18 protein-coding genes and 1 tRNA gene are annotated in these 15,380 nt (G+C 69.8%); 5 read left to right on the plus strand and 14 right to left on the minus strand.

Annotated features, from left to right (window positions below; genetic code table 11):
* The 7 genes from ASD84_RS05815 to ASD84_RS05845 form a co-directional block, all read right to left on the minus strand.
* A complete protein-coding gene (locus ASD84_RS05815) occupies nucleotides 1–2,409 on the minus strand; it encodes a penicillin acylase family protein (RefSeq protein ID WP_056707651.1) in 2,409 nt (802 codons plus the stop codon).
* Between the two features lie 99 nt (nucleotides 2,410–2,508).
* Entirely contained in the window at nucleotides 2,509–2,808 is a 300-nt protein-coding gene (locus ASD84_RS05820) for a GroES family chaperonin (protein WP_056710712.1), read from the minus strand.
* A 37-nt stretch (nucleotides 2,809–2,845) separates the two neighbouring features.
* Complete coding sequence (locus ASD84_RS05825) at nucleotides 2,846–3,094, minus strand: DUF3618 domain-containing protein (protein WP_056707653.1); 249 nt, start codon at nucleotides 3,092–3,094, stop codon at nucleotides 2,846–2,848.
* Nucleotides 3,091–3,861, minus strand: a complete 771-nt coding sequence (locus ASD84_RS05830) for an energy-coupling factor ABC transporter ATP-binding protein (RefSeq protein ID WP_056707656.1) — start codon at nucleotides 3,859–3,861, stop codon at nucleotides 3,091–3,093. Before ASD84_RS05830 ends, ASD84_RS05825 begins: the two co-directional genes overlap by 4 nt.
* The gene (gene cbiQ / locus ASD84_RS05835; protein WP_235530991.1) at nucleotides 3,858–4,508 is read right to left on the minus strand and encodes a cobalt ECF transporter T component CbiQ; all 651 of its coding nucleotides are present in this window, start codon (nucleotides 4,506–4,508) and stop codon (nucleotides 3,858–3,860) included. The genes ASD84_RS05830 and cbiQ overlap by 4 nt, the downstream gene beginning before the upstream one ends.
* Before the next feature lie 48 nt (nucleotides 4,509–4,556).
* Nucleotides 4,557–4,871: a PDGLE domain-containing protein gene (locus tag ASD84_RS25435; RefSeq protein ID WP_056707661.1), complete on the minus strand. Its 315-nt coding sequence runs from the start codon at nucleotides 4,869–4,871 to the stop codon at nucleotides 4,557–4,559.
* Nucleotides 4,868–5,557, minus strand: coding sequence for an energy-coupling factor ABC transporter permease (locus tag ASD84_RS05845; RefSeq protein WP_056707662.1), 690 nt, complete (start codon nucleotides 5,555–5,557; stop codon nucleotides 4,868–4,870). Before ASD84_RS05845 ends, ASD84_RS25435 begins: the two co-directional genes overlap by 4 nt.
* 130 nt (nucleotides 5,558–5,687) lie before the next feature.
* Here ASD84_RS05845 and bcp point away from each other — a divergent pair, with 130 nt between their 5' ends.
* The 3 genes from bcp to ASD84_RS05860 all read left to right on the plus strand — a co-directional run bounded on the left by bcp (nucleotide 5,688) and on the right by ASD84_RS05860 (nucleotide 7,536).
* Nucleotides 5,688–6,203, plus strand: coding sequence for a thioredoxin-dependent thiol peroxidase (gene bcp, locus ASD84_RS05850; RefSeq protein ID WP_056707665.1), 516 nt, complete (start codon nucleotides 5,688–5,690; stop codon nucleotides 6,201–6,203).
* A complete protein-coding gene (locus ASD84_RS05855; protein WP_056707668.1) occupies nucleotides 6,203–7,453 on the plus strand; it encodes a hypothetical protein in 1,251 nt (416 codons plus the stop codon). The genes bcp and ASD84_RS05855 overlap by 1 nt, the downstream gene beginning before the upstream one ends.
* Before the next feature lie 10 nt (nucleotides 7,454–7,463).
* Nucleotides 7,464–7,536: transfer RNA gene (locus ASD84_RS05860), tRNA-Leu, on the plus strand.
* A gap of 64 nt (nucleotides 7,537–7,600) precedes the next feature.
* Here ASD84_RS05860 and rdgB read toward each other — a convergent pair.
* The 5 genes from rdgB to ASD84_RS05885 all read right to left on the minus strand — a co-directional run bounded on the left by rdgB (nucleotide 7,601) and on the right by ASD84_RS05885 (nucleotide 11,683).
* Nucleotides 7,601–8,224: an RdgB/HAM1 family non-canonical purine NTP pyrophosphatase gene (gene rdgB / locus ASD84_RS05865; protein WP_268788456.1), complete on the minus strand. Its 624-nt coding sequence runs from the start codon at nucleotides 8,222–8,224 to the stop codon at nucleotides 7,601–7,603.
* Nucleotides 8,221–8,928 (minus strand): ribonuclease PH, encoded by a 708-nt coding sequence (rph, locus tag ASD84_RS05870; protein WP_056707669.1) that lies wholly within the window; start codon nucleotides 8,926–8,928, stop codon nucleotides 8,221–8,223. The genes rdgB and rph overlap by 4 nt, the downstream gene beginning before the upstream one ends.
* 20 nt (nucleotides 8,929–8,948) lie before the next feature.
* Nucleotides 8,949–9,707 carry an SGNH/GDSL hydrolase family protein gene (locus ASD84_RS05875; protein WP_056707673.1) on the minus strand — a complete coding sequence of 253 codons (759 nt, stop codon included), beginning with the start codon at nucleotides 9,705–9,707 and terminating at the stop codon, nucleotides 8,949–8,951.
* A gap of 192 nt (nucleotides 9,708–9,899) precedes the next feature.
* The gene (locus ASD84_RS05880) at nucleotides 9,900–10,769 is read right to left on the minus strand and encodes an ABC transporter permease subunit (protein ID WP_056707676.1); all 870 of its coding nucleotides are present in this window, start codon (nucleotides 10,767–10,769) and stop codon (nucleotides 9,900–9,902) included.
* On the minus strand, nucleotides 10,766–11,683 hold the full coding sequence (locus tag ASD84_RS05885; RefSeq protein ID WP_056707681.1) for an ABC transporter ATP-binding protein: 918 nt from the start codon (nucleotides 11,681–11,683) through the stop codon (nucleotides 10,766–10,768). The genes ASD84_RS05880 and ASD84_RS05885 overlap by 4 nt, the downstream gene beginning before the upstream one ends.
* Nucleotides 11,684–11,813: 130 nt before the next feature.
* Here ASD84_RS05885 and ASD84_RS05890 point away from each other — a divergent pair, with 130 nt between their 5' ends.
* Nucleotides 11,814–13,046 carry a histidine kinase gene (locus tag ASD84_RS05890; protein WP_056707684.1) on the plus strand — a complete coding sequence of 411 codons (1,233 nt, stop codon included), beginning with the start codon at nucleotides 11,814–11,816 and terminating at the stop codon, nucleotides 13,044–13,046.
* Nucleotides 13,043–13,708, plus strand: coding sequence for a response regulator (locus ASD84_RS05895; RefSeq protein ID WP_056707687.1), 666 nt, complete (start codon nucleotides 13,043–13,045; stop codon nucleotides 13,706–13,708). The genes ASD84_RS05890 and ASD84_RS05895 overlap by 4 nt, the downstream gene beginning before the upstream one ends.
* Here the strand turns inward: ASD84_RS05895 and ASD84_RS05900 are convergent.
* Nucleotides 13,696–14,514, minus strand: a complete 819-nt coding sequence (locus ASD84_RS05900) for an MBL fold metallo-hydrolase (protein ID WP_235530992.1) — start codon at nucleotides 14,512–14,514, stop codon at nucleotides 13,696–13,698. The genes ASD84_RS05895 and ASD84_RS05900 overlap by 13 nt on opposite strands.
* On the minus strand, nucleotides 14,511–15,350 hold the full coding sequence (gene murI, locus ASD84_RS05905; RefSeq protein ID WP_156391836.1) for a glutamate racemase: 840 nt from the start codon (nucleotides 15,348–15,350) through the stop codon (nucleotides 14,511–14,513). Before murI ends, ASD84_RS05900 begins: the two co-directional genes overlap by 4 nt.
* Between the last annotated feature and the right edge of the window lie 30 nt (nucleotides 15,351–15,380).

The raw sequence follows: 15,380 nt of genomic DNA on the forward strand, positions 1-15,380 counted from the left end.
TCACTCAGAGAGCGAAATCGTCCCCACGAGGTCGGCGTCGACCTGCGCCGGCGTCCAGGGGAACCGCACCCACTTCTCCTGCGAGTAGAGCAGCGTCTGGTCGGCCGACCACGGTGACGCCGGGTCCTCGTCCTGGCTGTAGGTCAGGATCGTGCGGGCATCCACCGAACCGTCGGCCAGGTAGGCGACGGCCTGGATGTGCGAGGACCCGTAGCTGACCGGCTTGTAGCGGTCCGTGTTGGCGGCGGGGTTGCGCGACGCCACGGCGTTCGCGTTGCCCGCCAGGTCGCCGTTGCCGCCCCCGAGGGGGTATGCCGGCGCCCCACGGTCCCCTGCCACCTGGAGCGAGCCCCAGGTCGCGTCGAACGGGACGCCCTTGGCACGGACGGCATCGATCGCTGCCTGCATCGCCTTCACCACCGCGGCACCGGTCTTCAGGCCGCGCGGGGTGTTCAGCGGATCCTTCGCATCGAACGGAACCGACCACAGGTTGGTGCCCGTGGGGGCTCTTTCCACGAATGCTTCGAAGAGGTGCGTGCCGACCGAACCGATGTCGGAGCGGCCGTCCCACGCGTTCAGCACGGCGCACGCCTGCGTCTCCCCAGTCGCGGCGCAGACGTCGTCGAGCTTGCCGCCATCACGCATCACTTCGGCGGCACGCACCCTGTTCTCGTACTCGTGGCCCCGCAGGGTCTCTGGCGTCTCCTTGCCCACCGCCAGTCGGTCGATGACGTACTGCGACACCATCCGCGTCCGCATCGTCCGCTCGCACTTCTCGCACCCGATGATCGAGGCGTAGCCCTCGAGCCGCACCTTGTCGTTGGGCGTCCAGTACGAGTCGTTCGCGTTCATCACCCAGTCCCGTCGTACGACGGCCGGAAGCTTCGCAGGCCCCAGGATCCCCGGACGCTGGGCATCGGCGTCCGTGCCCCACTTGCACAGGCCGTCGGCGAGCAGTCCGTTGAGACCGGGCAGGCCCGCGACCGACTTGAGCAACAGGCCGACCGGCGTCAGGCAGGTCGTGGCCATCGCGTCGGTCACGTGCGGCACCACGCTGTGGTCGGCATACAGGACCTCTCCCCCGCGGTCGGCGGCCGTGGTGTTGACCCACGGGATGCCGCCACCGGCGTCCTGGCGGGCGAGCAGGTCGCGGCTGCTGGTGGCCTCGCCCATCGACAGGAACGAGTCGATGGTGCGCAGGTGCTCGGCGTTGGCGTCGCGGATGGCCCAGAAGCTGAGCGGCGACCAGCCCATGAACTGGGACGGGCTGTCGATGACGTAGCCCTGCGGCACCCGCCACAGGTCCTCGCGGACCGTGGTCACCGACCCGTTGGGCTGACGGACCTGGACGTCGACGTACCGGCGCTCGGCCTTCTTCAACAGGCCCTGGGCGCTGAGGTACAGCGGGCCGGGACCGACGGTGAAGAACTCGTAGGGCGTGAACCGGTAGGCCGTCGACACCGTGTGGCTCCAGGCGACGTCCTTGTTCCAGCCGATGTTGACCACCGGGGACCCGATCAGCGAGGCGCCCGCGACGTCGTACTGCCCCGGGATCGTCAGGTGCTGCTGGGTGAACTTGTAGCGCCCGACCCAGGGGAAGTGCGGGTTGCCGAGCAGCATGCCGCGCCCCGTGGAGCTCGCGTCGCCGCCGATCGCGGTGGCGTTGGAGCCGAAGTCGCTGTCCTGGCCGAGGGATTCGAGGAGCGCCTGCTTGTCGACCTTCGCGGCATAGGCAGCGACCTCCTCCTTGGTGGTCGGCAGGGGCAGCCCGATGCCCAGGTCCGGCAGGCCGGGGTCCTGCAGCGTGGGCGGGTCCGCCTCGACGATCTCCTTGAGGAACACCCCGGACGACGCGATCAGGTTCGCCATGTAGACGCCGTACCAGAGGTCGATCTCGGTGGCGTTCGGCTGGATCCAGGCGGCCCCCTTGCACGCGGGATCGGTGATCTCGTTGTCCCGCAGCCACCGGTTGATCCCCGCCGTGTAGCCCGTCACCATGGCCCGGGCCCGTGGGCTCGGACCTGCCGGCGAGGCCAGCAGGGTCTCGACGACCTTGCGGTTGTGCAGGTCCGTGACGAACGCGTCGACCTGAAGGTTGGAGGCGTCGAGCGAGACGCCGTCGAGGTACCGCGCGGTCCCGCCCAGGTACTTCGACCGCTGGCCACGGCCGGTCAGCACGGTGTCCGCCAGGTTGCAGATCGACGAGCGGGCCGTGGCATACCCGCTCCCGTACCCCAGCGACCCCCAGTCGCTCGCTGAGATGTGCGGGATCCCGTGCTCGGTGATCTTCACCGTCGCCGTGTACGACGGCGCGGCCACCGCGTCCGGCGCGTCCGGCGCGGCTCGACCGGCATCTGCCGTGCCCGCCGCGAGGGCAGGGACGACCAGGCAGACGGCAAGGACACTCAACAGCCGGGGGGAACGCACGTAGGTGTAACGGGTTCCAGCCGGAGTGAGTTACGTCACACGGTCTCGAGACGGTCGCAGAGCGACCTCCTCGACCAGCGGCTACAGGTAGAGGCCGGCGGCTTCGTCGCCGAGTCGCTCGGCAGCGACCGCGTGGACGTCGCGCTCACGCATCACGACGTACAGGTCACCGGAGACCTCGACCTCGGCCTTGTCCTCGGGGTCGTAGAGGACCTTGTCGCCGGACACGATGGTGCGGCAGTGCGGTCCGACGGCGACCACGCGCGACCAGGCCAGCCGGCGTGCACCCATCGCCGCGGTCGCCGGGATCACGATGCCGCCCGAGGACCGCCGTTCACCTGCCTCGGTGTCGGTCTCGCACAGGATGCGGTCGTGCAGCATCTTGATCGGCGTCTTGTCGGACACGAGGACAGCAGGTCTAGCGGGTGATCTTGCGCAGGACGACGAAGACGGCGATCACGCCGACCACGCCACCCACGGTCTTCAGGATGTTGTCGGTGCGCGGCTCGCCCGTCTCGGCGTCGACGAAGTACCCCTTCACCTGCGCGACCTCGCGACTGACGATCGTCTTCGGGTGCGAGCGGTGGAGGAGCTGGTCGATCGTGCCCGCGAGACGCTCGCGCGCCTCTTCGATCTCACGCTCGATGTCAGATGGCTGGTTGCTCACCCGGGCAGGCTATCAATCGAGATGGTCCGTGGGTCGAAGCCCCAAGGGAGTTCCAACCGGTGGGCACGCATCAGGGCGTCGTCGGTCAGGACGTCGTACGTCTTGCCGTCCGTGACGACCTTGCCCCCGCTGAGCACGACGGCCCGCGGACACAGCTCGAGCGCATAGGGCAGGTCGTGGGTGACCATCAGCAGCGTCACGTCCAGGCCGCGCAGGATGTCGGCCAGCTCGCGACGCGACGCGGGGTCCAGGTTGGAGCTCGGTTCGTCGAGCACCAGGATCTCCGGTTCCATCGCCAGCACGGTGGCGACCGCGACCCGGCGGCGCTGCCCGAAGGAGAGGTGGTGAGGTGGCCGGTCGGCGTACGCCGCCATCCCGACCTGTTCGAGTGCGTCCATCACCCGCTTGTCCAGCGCGGCGCCCTTGAGCCCCAGGTTGGCAGGCCCGAAGGCGACGTCGGCACGCACCGAGCCCATGAAGAGCTGGTCGTCGGGGTCCTGGAAGACGATGCCGACCCGGCGCCGGATCTCGAGCAGGTTCTTCTTCGTCACCGGCAGCCCGCTGACGGCGACACTCCCCTCACCGTGACCGGTCTCGCCGGACAGGATCCCGTTGAGGTGCAGGACGAGCGTGGTCTTGCCCGCGCCGTTGGGCCCCAGCAACGCCACCCGTTCGCCCTGGTGGACGTGGAGGTCGACGCCGAAGAGAGCCTGGTGGCCGTCGGGGTAGGCGAACGCGAGGCCGCGGACATCCAGCACGGGCGTCATGAGGCGCTGCTCTCCGGCAGCCGGCCGTCGTACCCGCGCGACAGCATGGCGAGGTGCACGCGCTCACCGCGCTCGTAGGAACGCACGAACAGCGCGCCCAGCGTGCGGGCCAGTGCGGGCCAGTGGCGCGGCGAGCGCGGGTCGACACCACGGGACTTCATCGCCGTGATCATCCGTCCGAGGTCGGCGGCCACGACGTCGAGGTACCGCACCATGAACGTCATGATCTGCACCAGCAGGTCGGGCATGCGCAGCCGCTGCAGGCCACGCAGGACCTCGGTCGGCTCGGTGGTGGCGGCCAGGGTCAACGAGGCGAGCACACCGAGGGTGCCCTTGACGGCCAGCCCCCAGGCCGCGACCAGTCCGGACTCCGACAGCGACAGGTCCAGTCCTCCGATGAGAGGTACGACGACTCGCGGGCCCTCGGCGACGAACGGGATCAGTGCCGCGAAGACCAGGAACGGCACCTCCAGCACCATCCGCGGCAGCAGGTAGCGCAACGGCACCCGCGACGCGACGACGACGCCGAGCAGGAGGACGAGGTAGCCGCCGAAGACGGGGTACCAGTCGCGAGGCGTGGCGACGACGGTGAGCACGAAGGCCAGCAGGAGCAGGATCTTGACGTGCGCCGGTGCGCGGTGGACCACGGAGTGCCCGTGGAAGTGGAGTCGGTGACCGTGCCCTGCACCCATTGGTCAGGCCGCGTCCGTGCTCGACGGCGCTTCGCGGCGCCGCAGCACCCGGAACAGGCCGCCGCCGATGACCAGCGTGAGCAGGACACCCGCCACGCCGGCCAGTCCGCCACCGAGCCGGGCGTCGTCGACGCCCTTGGTCTCGTAGCCGGCGAACGGGCTGCCGGTGTCCTTCGGGTCGTCGGCCGAGTCGAGGAAGCCGGTCTGCTGGGCGACGTGCTCGAGGCCGTCGGGGTGACTGCTGGCGTAGTAGCTCCCGACACCGGCGACCAGCAGCGCCACCAGGAGTCCCGCGAGCAGGAAGGAACGGGTCCTCACGCCGACACCTCCTCGGCGAGCAGCGGGCGGCGGGTCGCGGCGAGCCCGCGGGCTCCGTGGACCAGGTCGGGCCGGGACGTGATCACGGCGCTCACGACCAGTGCCGTCACGACGGCCTCGCCGATCCCGATGACCAGGTGCCAACCGACCATCGCGGCCAGGACCTTGCCGGTCGCGACGTCCGCGGTCCCGCCGACCGCGAAGAGCAGCGCGAAGACGGCGGCAGCAGTGGGCACGGACACCAGGGCACCGAGCCCGGCGGCCACCGGCACCGAGCCGACCCTCTTCGGCAGCACGGCGAGCGCGAGCCGGAAGACGCCGTACCCGACGAAGGCGCCGACCAGCGCCATCAGGGTGATGTTGGTGCCGAGCGCGGTCAGCCCGCCGTCGGCCATGAAGAGGGCCTGCACCAGGAGCACGACGCTGATGCAGAGTGCGCCAGTCCACGGCCCGACCAGGACCGCTGCGAGCGCCCCTCCGAGGAGATGGCCACTGGTGCCGGCCCCGACGGGGAAGTTGATCATCTGTCCCGCGAAGACGAAGGCGGCCACCAGACCGGCCATCGGCGCGGTCCGGTCGTCGAGCTCGGCGCGGGCCTTGCGCAGGGCCACCGCGACACCGGCGGCAGCGACGACACCGGTGGCGACCGACGTCGGTGCGTCGAAGAAGCCGTCAGGTACGTGCATGCCGGGTGCTCCTCAGATGGGCGCTGCGTTCGGATCGGTGCTCGCGGGGTAGTTAGATGGGGACGAGCAGAGTCCACCTTATTGCATGCTGTTTGCAACAACACCTGACCATCAGGAGAGTATCGACGCCATGAGCGACCCGGCCCGCCTCGCCGTCGGCGACACCGCACCCGACTTCACCCTCGTCTCGGACTCCGGCGACGACGTCTCGCTCGCCGGCCTCCTGGCCGACGACAGCGCCGAGGGCGGCAAGGTGATCGTCTACTTCTACCCGGCCGCGATGACGCCCGGGTGCACGAAGCAGGCCTGCGACTTCACCGACTCCCTCGATGCCTTGCAGGCAGCCGGTTACACCGTGCTCGGCATCTCGAAGGATGCCCCCGCCAAGCTGGCGAAGTTCCGCGAGCGCGACGGGCTCACCATCACCCTGCTCTCCGACACCGATCTCGCCGTGCACCGGGCCTTCGGCGCCTATGGCGAGAAGAAGCTGTACGGCAAGATTGTGCAGGGCGTCATCCGGTCCACCTTCGTCGTCGGCGCCGACGGTCGGATCGAGATCGCCCAGTACAACGTCAAAGCGACCGGGCACGTCGCCAAGCTCCGCCGGGACCTGGGCCTGCCCGTACCGACCACTGAGGACAATTGATGAAGCTGCACGAGTCGCTCGCCGACCTCGCCCGCGACCACGGTCACGACCTGTTCCGTGACGCTGCAGCGTTCCGCGGGTCCCTCGACGACTACCTCGACGAGGGCCAGGCCTCCAGCGGAACGATCAACCTGCTCACCGATGCGGTGCGCCTGGGTGCCCTCGACGGCATGTTGACGATGCTCGACAGCGGCGCGAACCCCGCCGACGCCGTGGAGTCGGCCGGCCAGCGGCTCGCTCGCGACCGCGGCAGCGCCGACGTCCGCGGTTGCCAGTGGGCCGTCGCCGTCCTCGGCTTCGCGCTGGGCAAGGTGCCCGAGGGCCTCGTCACCGGCCTGGACCCGGAGGCCGGCACCACCGCGCCGCCGAGCCACGGCCCCGGAGGTACGGCGCCGACCCCGCCGATGACTCCGCCCCTGCAGTCGCCGGTGCAGTCGTTCCAGCAGCCGATCGTGTCGCCGCCGCACCAGCCCATGAGCACGCCGACCCACGCCGTCTACCAGCAGTCGGGTGGTGCCGGCTACGGCGCCCCCACGCCGTCGTACCCCGGTGCTGGCGGTGGTTGGTCGCAGCCGGCCCCGCCCCAGAAGAAGAGCAAGACCGGTCTGATCATCGCGGCCACGGTGGTGGCCCTGGTCGTGATCATCGGCGGCATCGTCGGTCTCGTCCTCGTCGCCAACGGTGGGGATGACGACAAGAAGGCGGGCGGCGACGGCTCGAACAGCGCGAGCCAGGGCGGATCCCCGTCCGGGAGCGAGTCGGTCGACTCGGTCCCCGACATCGGCGGCCCGCAGATCGAGGGCCTCGGCTACACCGTCCAGGCCCCGAAGGGCTGGACCGACGGCACCGAGGAGTTCATCGCGTCGAACCCCGGCCTCACCACGCTCGACAAGGTCATCCTGTGGGGCAGCACGTTCAACACCGCACGCGGCAACGTGATCGTCGAGACCCAGTCGTCGTACGGCTCCACCGACCCGAACGACCTCAAGGACGCCTGGAAGGACGCGCTCATCTCGAGCGACTCCTCCGCGGAGATCAACGACATCGCGAACATCTCGATCGACGGGCAGACCGCCCTCGGCGTCGAGATCCTCCGGACCAACGAGAACGACGTGACCGTCCGGCAGCGCGCACACCTGGTGATCAGCGGCGACAAGGGCTACTCGATCACGGTGTCGCTGAAGGACGGCGACGACGACGTCTTCGACAAGTTCGACGAGATCCTCAGCACCTGGCGCTGGACGTCCTGAGCTGAGAGCGGCGCCCGTAGCCCAATGGCAGAGGCAGCAGGTTTAGGTCCTGTTCAGTGCGAGTTCGAATCCCGCCGGGCGCACCGTTGAACGATATCGGCAGGGATCAGATCAACCTGGTTGATCGGATCCCTGCCGATGTCGCCTTCAGGCGAGGGATTGCGCCACCAGCGGCGCGATCTCGCGCAACGCCTTGCCCCGGTGGGAGACGGCGTCCTTGTCCTCGCGGGTCAGCTCCGCGGTCGTGACGTCCGGGAAGTCGTCGGCCACGAACAGCACGTCGTAGCCGAACCCGCCGCTCCCCCGGACCTCACGGATCACCCGGCCGTCCATCCGGCCCTCCACGACGAGCTCGCGCCCGTCGGGGTGGACCAGCGCAACGGCACAGGCGAAGTGCGCCGTACGACGGTCGTCGGGCACGTCGCTCAGCTGGGCCAGCAGGAGCTCGTTGTTCCGGGCGTCGCTCTTGGGCGGGCCGCTCCAGCGGGCCGACAGCACGCCGGGCATGCCGTTGAGCGCGTCGACGCAGAGACCGGAGTCGTCAGCGATCGTGGGCAACCCCGTGGCGAGGACGCCGGCGCGGGCCTTGAGCAGCGCGTTGCCCTCGAAGGTGGGCTCGTCCTCGACCGGCTCGTCGAAGGCGGCGACGTCGTCGAGGCCGACGACCTCGACCCCGTCAGTGAGTTGCTCGGCGAGGATCCGCCGCATCTCCTCGACCTTCTTGAGGTTGCGGGACGCGACCAGGACGCGGGTCTCGACCACCGGAGTCACTCGGCGAGTGACGCGAGCTGGAGCCGGGTCAGGTCGACGCAGCCCTTCTCGCCCAGGCTCAGCAGTGCATCGAGCTCGGCGCGGTCGAAGGCAGCGCCCTCAGCGGTGCCCTGCACCTCGACGAACTTTCCGGCGCCGGTCATCACGATGTTCATGTCGGTCTCGGCGCGGACGTCCTCGACGTAGGGCAGGTCCAGGCGCGGGACGCCGTCGATGATGCCGACGCTGATCGCTGCGACCGAATCGGTCAGCGCGCCGGACACCTCCAGCTTCGCGCAGGCGTCCGCCAGAGCGATGTAGGCGCCGGTGATGGCCGCGGTGCGGGTACCACCGTCGGCCTGGAGCACGTCGCAGTCGATCTGGATGGTGTTCTCGCCCAGCGCCTTGTCGTCGATGACGGCCCGCAGGGAGCGGCCGATCAGCCGGCTGATCTCGTGGGTGCGACCACCGATCCGGCCCTTGACCGACTCACGGTCCGAGCGGGTGTTGGTGGCGGCCGGGAGCATGGCGTACTCGGCGGTGACCCAGCCCAGGCCGGAGCCCTTGCGCCAGCGCGGCACGCCCGGCGAGGCGGACGCGGCGCACAGCACGCGGGTCTTGCCGAACTCGATCAGGACCGACCCGGCGGGGTGGTCGAGCCAGTTGCGGGTGATCTTGACGGGGCGGAGCTCGTCGTCGGCACGGCCATCCTCACGGGTACTCATGGCGCCAACTTATCGCCCGGTCACCTGCCCGCTCCGATCGCCCGACGCACTGCCCACGGCCCGAGGTCGCGCGCCCGTCGTCCGACCCACGGCGCACCCTCGGTCACCATCCACGCGACGTCCCGGCGCCAGCTCGGCGGGCACCCGCCGGACGGCTCGAGATCCGGCAGTGGGAGCTCGAACCCGGCCGACCGGAGCCGCTCGGCCCACGCCCGCGCGAGCGCCCGGTGGCCGAGCTCGGAGGGGTGGAAACGGTCGATGGACCAGCACTCTCGTTGCAACACCTCCGGCAGCAGCGCCAGGTCCAACCGCAGGCCACCGTGGGTCGCGTGCACCTCGTCGTACACCTCGTTGAGGACCGCGATCCGTTCGTTGATGGGCCGCACCACCATCCGCGGCAGGCCCAGGACCGCACCGTGGTCGTGCCAGCGGGCCGTCATCAGGGTCGCGCCCCCGTCGACGAGGGCGCCGGCGATCTCCAGCAGGTCGGCATGCAGTCGATCGGGGTTCCACGACGAGCGCAGCGTGTCGTTGACCCCGACGAGGAGGGACGCGAGGTCCGGACGGTGCGCGAGCGCCTGGTCGAGCTGTCGCTCCCGCACGACGGCGGCGGTGGCCCCGGAGATGGCGAGGTTGCAGAACGAGACGTCGTACGACGCCTTGAGGGACTCGCTCAGCAGCCGGGCCCAACCCCGCCACTCCCCGCCCGGAACGGGGTCACCGAGTCCGACGGTCGTGCTGTCGCCGAGAGCGGCGAAACGCAGGTATCCGTTGCCCACGCGAAGAAGGTCCCGTCCCGGGGAAAGCAGACGGTCACCGGGCGATGTCGTGTCCGACAACGCCCGGTGACCGTTTCGCGTTGGTCTCGTGCCGTCCCGAGAGCGGCAGGAGACCAACGCTTTCCTACGTCACCTCGGGCTACCTACCCACCAGGAACCTCGTCCATACATCCGGAGGAAGCTTTTCCCGGTCTACTTCACCTCGGCGCGCATCAGGCGCCAGGTGCCGAGGAGCAGGGGGATACCGACCCAGATCAGGACCGAGGTGATGACGTGCGCGATGCCGAGGGCACCGGTGTCGAGCTTCAGCCCGAACTCACCCTGGAGATCCTGGGCGTCGCCATCACCGATCTGGAACGGGAGCATCGCCAGTCGCATGCTGATCCACGGCATGATCGCCTGCGCCCAGTCGAACGCGATCCACAGCACGTACATGATGCCGGGGATGATCACGCCACCCTCGAGGATCCAGACGTACACGTAGTAGAGCGCGAGCGCGCCGGGGCTGCTGAGCAGGAGCAGGCCGAAGCCGAAGCCCATGAGCAGGTAGAGGATCTGGGTCGTCAGCGCCCAACCGAACGCCCCGACAGTGACGTTCCAGTTCGCGTCTGTTCCGGCGAGGGCAGCACCGACGACGTTGCCGACCAGGCCGAGGACCGCGGCGAGCACGATCGTGGCGGCACCGAGCGCCATGACAGCGACCAACTTTGCGAGCACCACCCGCAGCCGGCTCGACTCGAGCGCGAAGGTGACCATCGCGGTCCGCTGGCTCCACTCCTGGGTGACGATCGTGATCGCAATGACGGGCACCAGCATGGAGACCGGGATCGTCATGATGTTCAGCCAGTCGGTCGCAGATGGCGGGGACACATCGGCCAGGGCCACGATCAGGATGACGATCGCGGAGATCAGGGCCAGCAGGCCGGCGGTGATCCCCAACAGCCAGATCCCGGCCCGGGTGTCGAGCATCTTGCGCCACTCCACGCGGACGAGACGACCGAAGGGAACGCGCGGGGTACCTGAGACATCGAGGGTGAACTGGGGTGCAGCGAGGTCACTCATGCGGGGACTCCGTTCGGAAGGGCATCACGCTGGGTGGAGGAAGTGAGCTCTAGGAACAGGTCCTCCAGACCGGCACCGCCGGAGCGGAGGTCGGTCAGGACCACTCCCGCAGACAGGGCCGCACGTCCGACCTGTTCGGTCGTGGCCGTCACCCGCAGACCACCACCTGCCTGCTCGACCAGGTAACCGTCCACGGCGAGCGCCGCGCCGAGGGCGGCGTTGTCGAGGGAGGTCACGAGCGCGACGTCAGCGCCGCGGGCGCCTGCCAGCAGCGACTTCTTGTCGCCCTGGGCGACGATCCGGCCGAGACCGATGAGGATCATCTCGTCAGCGATCTGCTCGACCTCGTGCAGCAGGTGGCTCGAGAGCAGCACGGTGCCCCCGCGGTCGGCGTACCCCTTGAGCAGGCCACGCATCCAGCGGATGCCGGCGGGGTCCAGGCCGTTGGCGGGCTCGTCGAGGATGAGCACCGAGGGGTCGCCGAGCAGTGCGTGCGCAATACCCAGGCGCTGCTTCATGCCGAGGGAGTAGTTGCGCAGCCGACGCGTCGACTCCGAGTCGCTGAGACCAACCAGCTCGAGCATCTCGTCGACGCGCGTCTTCGGCAGGCCCATCGTCTGGGCGCCGATGGCGAGGATCTCGCGGCCGGTCCGGCCCGCGTGCTGGGCCGACGCGTCGAGCAGCGTGCCGACGTGGCGACCGGGATTGGGGATGTCCTGGTAGCGCAGGCCACCGATGGTCACGTGGCCGCTGGTGGCCGGCGTGAGGCCGACCATCACGCGCATGGTGGTGGACTTCCCCGCACCATTGGGCCCGAGGAAACCGGTGACCCGGCCGGGCTGGGCGGTGAAGCTGACGTCGTCGACGGCGGTGAAGCCGCCGTAGGACACGGTGAGTCGATCAACGGTGATCATGACGGCAAGCCTGCCTCACCGGGCCCGGGGTACACATCGGACTCACGGAGCGATCCCGGCTGACCAAAGTAGGGGGTGCTCCCGCCCGGGGGCGCTGCCGCCACCCCACCGCAGGCCCTAGCCTCGGACCATGGACGGGGGACACAACTACCAGCCCCGGCTGTACTGGTACAGCCATGTGTGGCGCTATGTCCTCGCTCTCCTGATTGGCCTGCTGACCTGGGTTTCGGTCGTGCAAGGCCAGTTCAACGACCATCGATGGCTGCTCGTCGCCGACATCCTCGTCGGCATCGTCGCGCTCGTGCTGGTCTGGTGGCGCCGCCGTTGGCCGATGACCATCGCTGTGGTCACCGTCCTGCTGACCCCGCTCACCTCGATCGGCGCCGGCGCCATCATGCTCGCCACCGTGTCCGTGGCCACGCGCCGCCACTGGTGGCAGGTCATCGTGCTCGGCACCCTCAACCTGGCCATGACCTGGGTGTACTACCAGGTGCAGCCGGTCTCCAGCACCTCCGACCCGTCGTGGCTGATCGCCGTCTTCATCGTGGTGTTCGTCGCCGCAGCACTCGCCTGGGGCATGTTCATCGGCTCCCGTCGCGAGCTCGTGTGGACGCTGCGCCAGCGTGCCGAGACCGCCGAGGCCGAGCGCGACCTGCGTGCGAACCAGGCCCGTTCGACCGAGCGGGCCAGGATCGCCCGCGAGATGCACGACGTGCTCGCCCACCGGATCTCCCAGATCTCCCTGCACGCCGGCGCGCTGACCTTCCGCGAGGACCTCACCGCCGAGGAGATGCGCAGCAGCGTGGCCGTGATCCAGACCAAGGCGCACGAGGCGCTGAGTGACCTCCGCGAGGTGCTGGGCGTGCTCCGCGACGAGGCGAGCGGTGCGCCGCTGACCGGCCCACAGCCGACGTACGGCGACCTGGCGGCACTCCTGCAGGACGCGCGCGACGCCGGCGCCTCCATCGAGTACGACGACCGGCTGGCGCCGTCGCCGCCGCTGCCCGACGCCGCGGGGCGCACCGTCTACCGGATCGTGCAGGAGGGCATCACCAACGCCTCCAAGCACGCACCTGCCGCCACCCTGCGGATCAGCATCGAGGGCTCGCCCGAGGCGGGCGTGGACCTCGTGCTCCGCAATCCCGTCGGGTTCGGCCCGACGCGCACGCCCGGCGCGGGACTGGGCCTGGTCGGACTGACCGAGCGCGCCGAGCTGCGCGGCGGCTGGCTCGCCCACGGCATCGAGGACCCGGTCGCCGGACCTCCGGACACGCAGAGCTTCGTGCTGCGCACGTGGCTGCCGTGGGACCCCGCCGACTCCGCGACGGGCAGCCGGGACGACAGCGGGAGCAGCGACCGATGACCGACCAGATCCGCGTGATCATCGTCGACGACGACCCGTTGGTGCGCTCTGCGCTCTCGCTGATGCTCGGCGGCCAGGCCGATCTCGCGGTGGTCGGCGAGGCGGCCGACGGTCGGGCCGGCGTCGCGCTGGCCAGGGAGCTCTCCCCCGACGTCGTCCTCATGGACATCCGGATGCCGGTGCTCGACGGCCTCGCCGCGACGCGGATGCTGCACGCCGACCCCGCGCCGCCGCACGTCATCGTGCTGACCACCTTCGATGCCGATGACTACGTCGTGAGCGCGCTCGCCGCCGGCGCCGACGGCTTCCTGCTCAAGGACACGCCGCCGGCCGAGATCGTGGCGGCCCTGCGCAAGGTGGCTGACGGTGATCCGATGCTGTCGCCATCGGTGACCCGCACCCTCATCGAGCGGGTCCGCACCGCGTCGCCCGATGGCCGCGCCACCGACGCCCAGCGCCGTCTCGACCGGCTCACCGAACGTGAGCTCGACGTGGCCCGGGCCGTGGGACGTGGGCTCTCGAACGCAGAGATCGCCGGCGAGCTGTTCCTGTCCGTGCCGACCGTGAAGGGCCACGTCTCGAAGCTGTTCGAGAAGCTGGAGACGACCAACCGGGTCCAGATCGCGCTCTGCATCCGCGACGCCGGCGATCAGAGCGTGTAGACGACGCCCTGCGCAGCGAGCTCCAGCGGGCCGTCGTACGTCTTCGTCGCCTCGGCGAGCATCTCCTGGGCGTCGTGCCACGGCGGCACGTGCGTGATCACCAGACGCTTCGCGTTCGCGCTGGTCGCCGCCTCGCCCGCTTCGTGGCCGGTGAGGTGCAGCTCGGGCGGGTTGTCGTCGCAGGAGCGGAACGACGCCTCGCACAGGAACAGGTCCGCGTCGAGCGCGATCTCCTTGAGCACGTCGGTGGGACCGGTGTCGCCGCTGTAGGCGAGGGTCTTGCCGAAGGCCGTCAACCGCAGTCCGTACGCCGTCACCGGGTGCGGGACCTCCCACGACTCGATCCGGAACGGCCCGACGGTGACCGGGTCGCCGTAGACGTGGAACTCGAACTCTTCCTTCATGCCCGGCTTCCGCGGCAGGTCGTACGCCTTCGCGAGCCGCTTGGCCGTGCCCTTGGGCCCCCACACGGGGATCTTCGGCTGGCTGCCCTTGGGGTGGTACTTGCGCAGCACGTAGTAGCTGGTCATGTCGACGCAGTGGTCGGCGTGCAGGTGGCTGATGAACACCGCGTCGACCTTGAGCGGGTCGACGTAGCGCTGCAGGACACCGAGCGCACCGTTGCCCATGTCCAGCACGATGCTCCACGTGCGCAGGCCGTCGGTCGCCTGGACCAGGTAGCAGCTGGCCGGGGACTCCGGCCCGGGGTAGGACCCCGAGCAACCCACGATCGTGACCTTGATCGACCGCTCGTCGTCTTCGGGAACCCGGAGCAGCGTGGTCTCCGGTGCGACTTCCTCAGTCATGCTGCTCCCCCATTCGCCTTGGCCAGCCCGCCTGCGAACTGTCCTGCCGCCACCAGTTCGGGGCCGAGGAACCGGCGCCCGATCGTCTCGAACTCGGCCGGAGCGCCCGTCGTCACGAAGGAGTACGACGGTGCGCCGGTCGCGCGCATCAGGCCGGTGTCGGCCAGCATCCGGTAGACGTCCTTGGCGCACTCCTCCGCGCTGCTGACCAGGGTGACGTCGTCACCCATCACGTAGGAGATCACGCCGGTCAGGAGCGGGTAGTGCGTGCAGCCGAGGATCAGGGTGTCGACACCCAGCTCGGAAAGTGGGTCGAGGTACTCGTGGGCGACCGCGATCAGCTCGTCGCCGCCGGTCACGCCGGCCTCGACGAAGTCGACGAACCGCGGACAGGCACGGGTGGTGAGGGAGATCTGGGGGGCGGCGGCGAATGCGTCGTCGTAGGCCATCGACTCGGCGGTGGACCGGGTGCAGATGACGCCGATCCGGCCGTTGCGGCTCGCCGCCACGGCGCGGCGCGTCGCGGGGTAGATCACTTCGACCACCGGGACGTCGTACCGCTCACGCGCATCGCGCAGCATCGCCGCGCTGGCGGAGTTGCACGCGATGACCAGTGCCTTCACGCCCTGATCGACGAGGTGGTCGAGGCACTCAAGGGCGTACTCACGCACCTCACCGATCGGCTTGGGGCCGTACGGCTGGCGTGCCGTGTCGCCGACGTAGGTGATCGACTCGTGCGGGAGCTGGTCGATGACCGACCGCGCCACGGTGAGCCCACCGAACCCGGAGTCGAAGATCCCGATGGGGGCGTCGACATCGACGTCGAGGTGGTCCAGGTGCCGCACCCGGTCAGACTACGGCGTCGA

The organism is Nocardioides sp. Root682, assembly GCF_001427795.1.
GTDB lineage: Bacteria > Actinomycetota > Actinomycetes > Propionibacteriales > Nocardioidaceae > Nocardioides.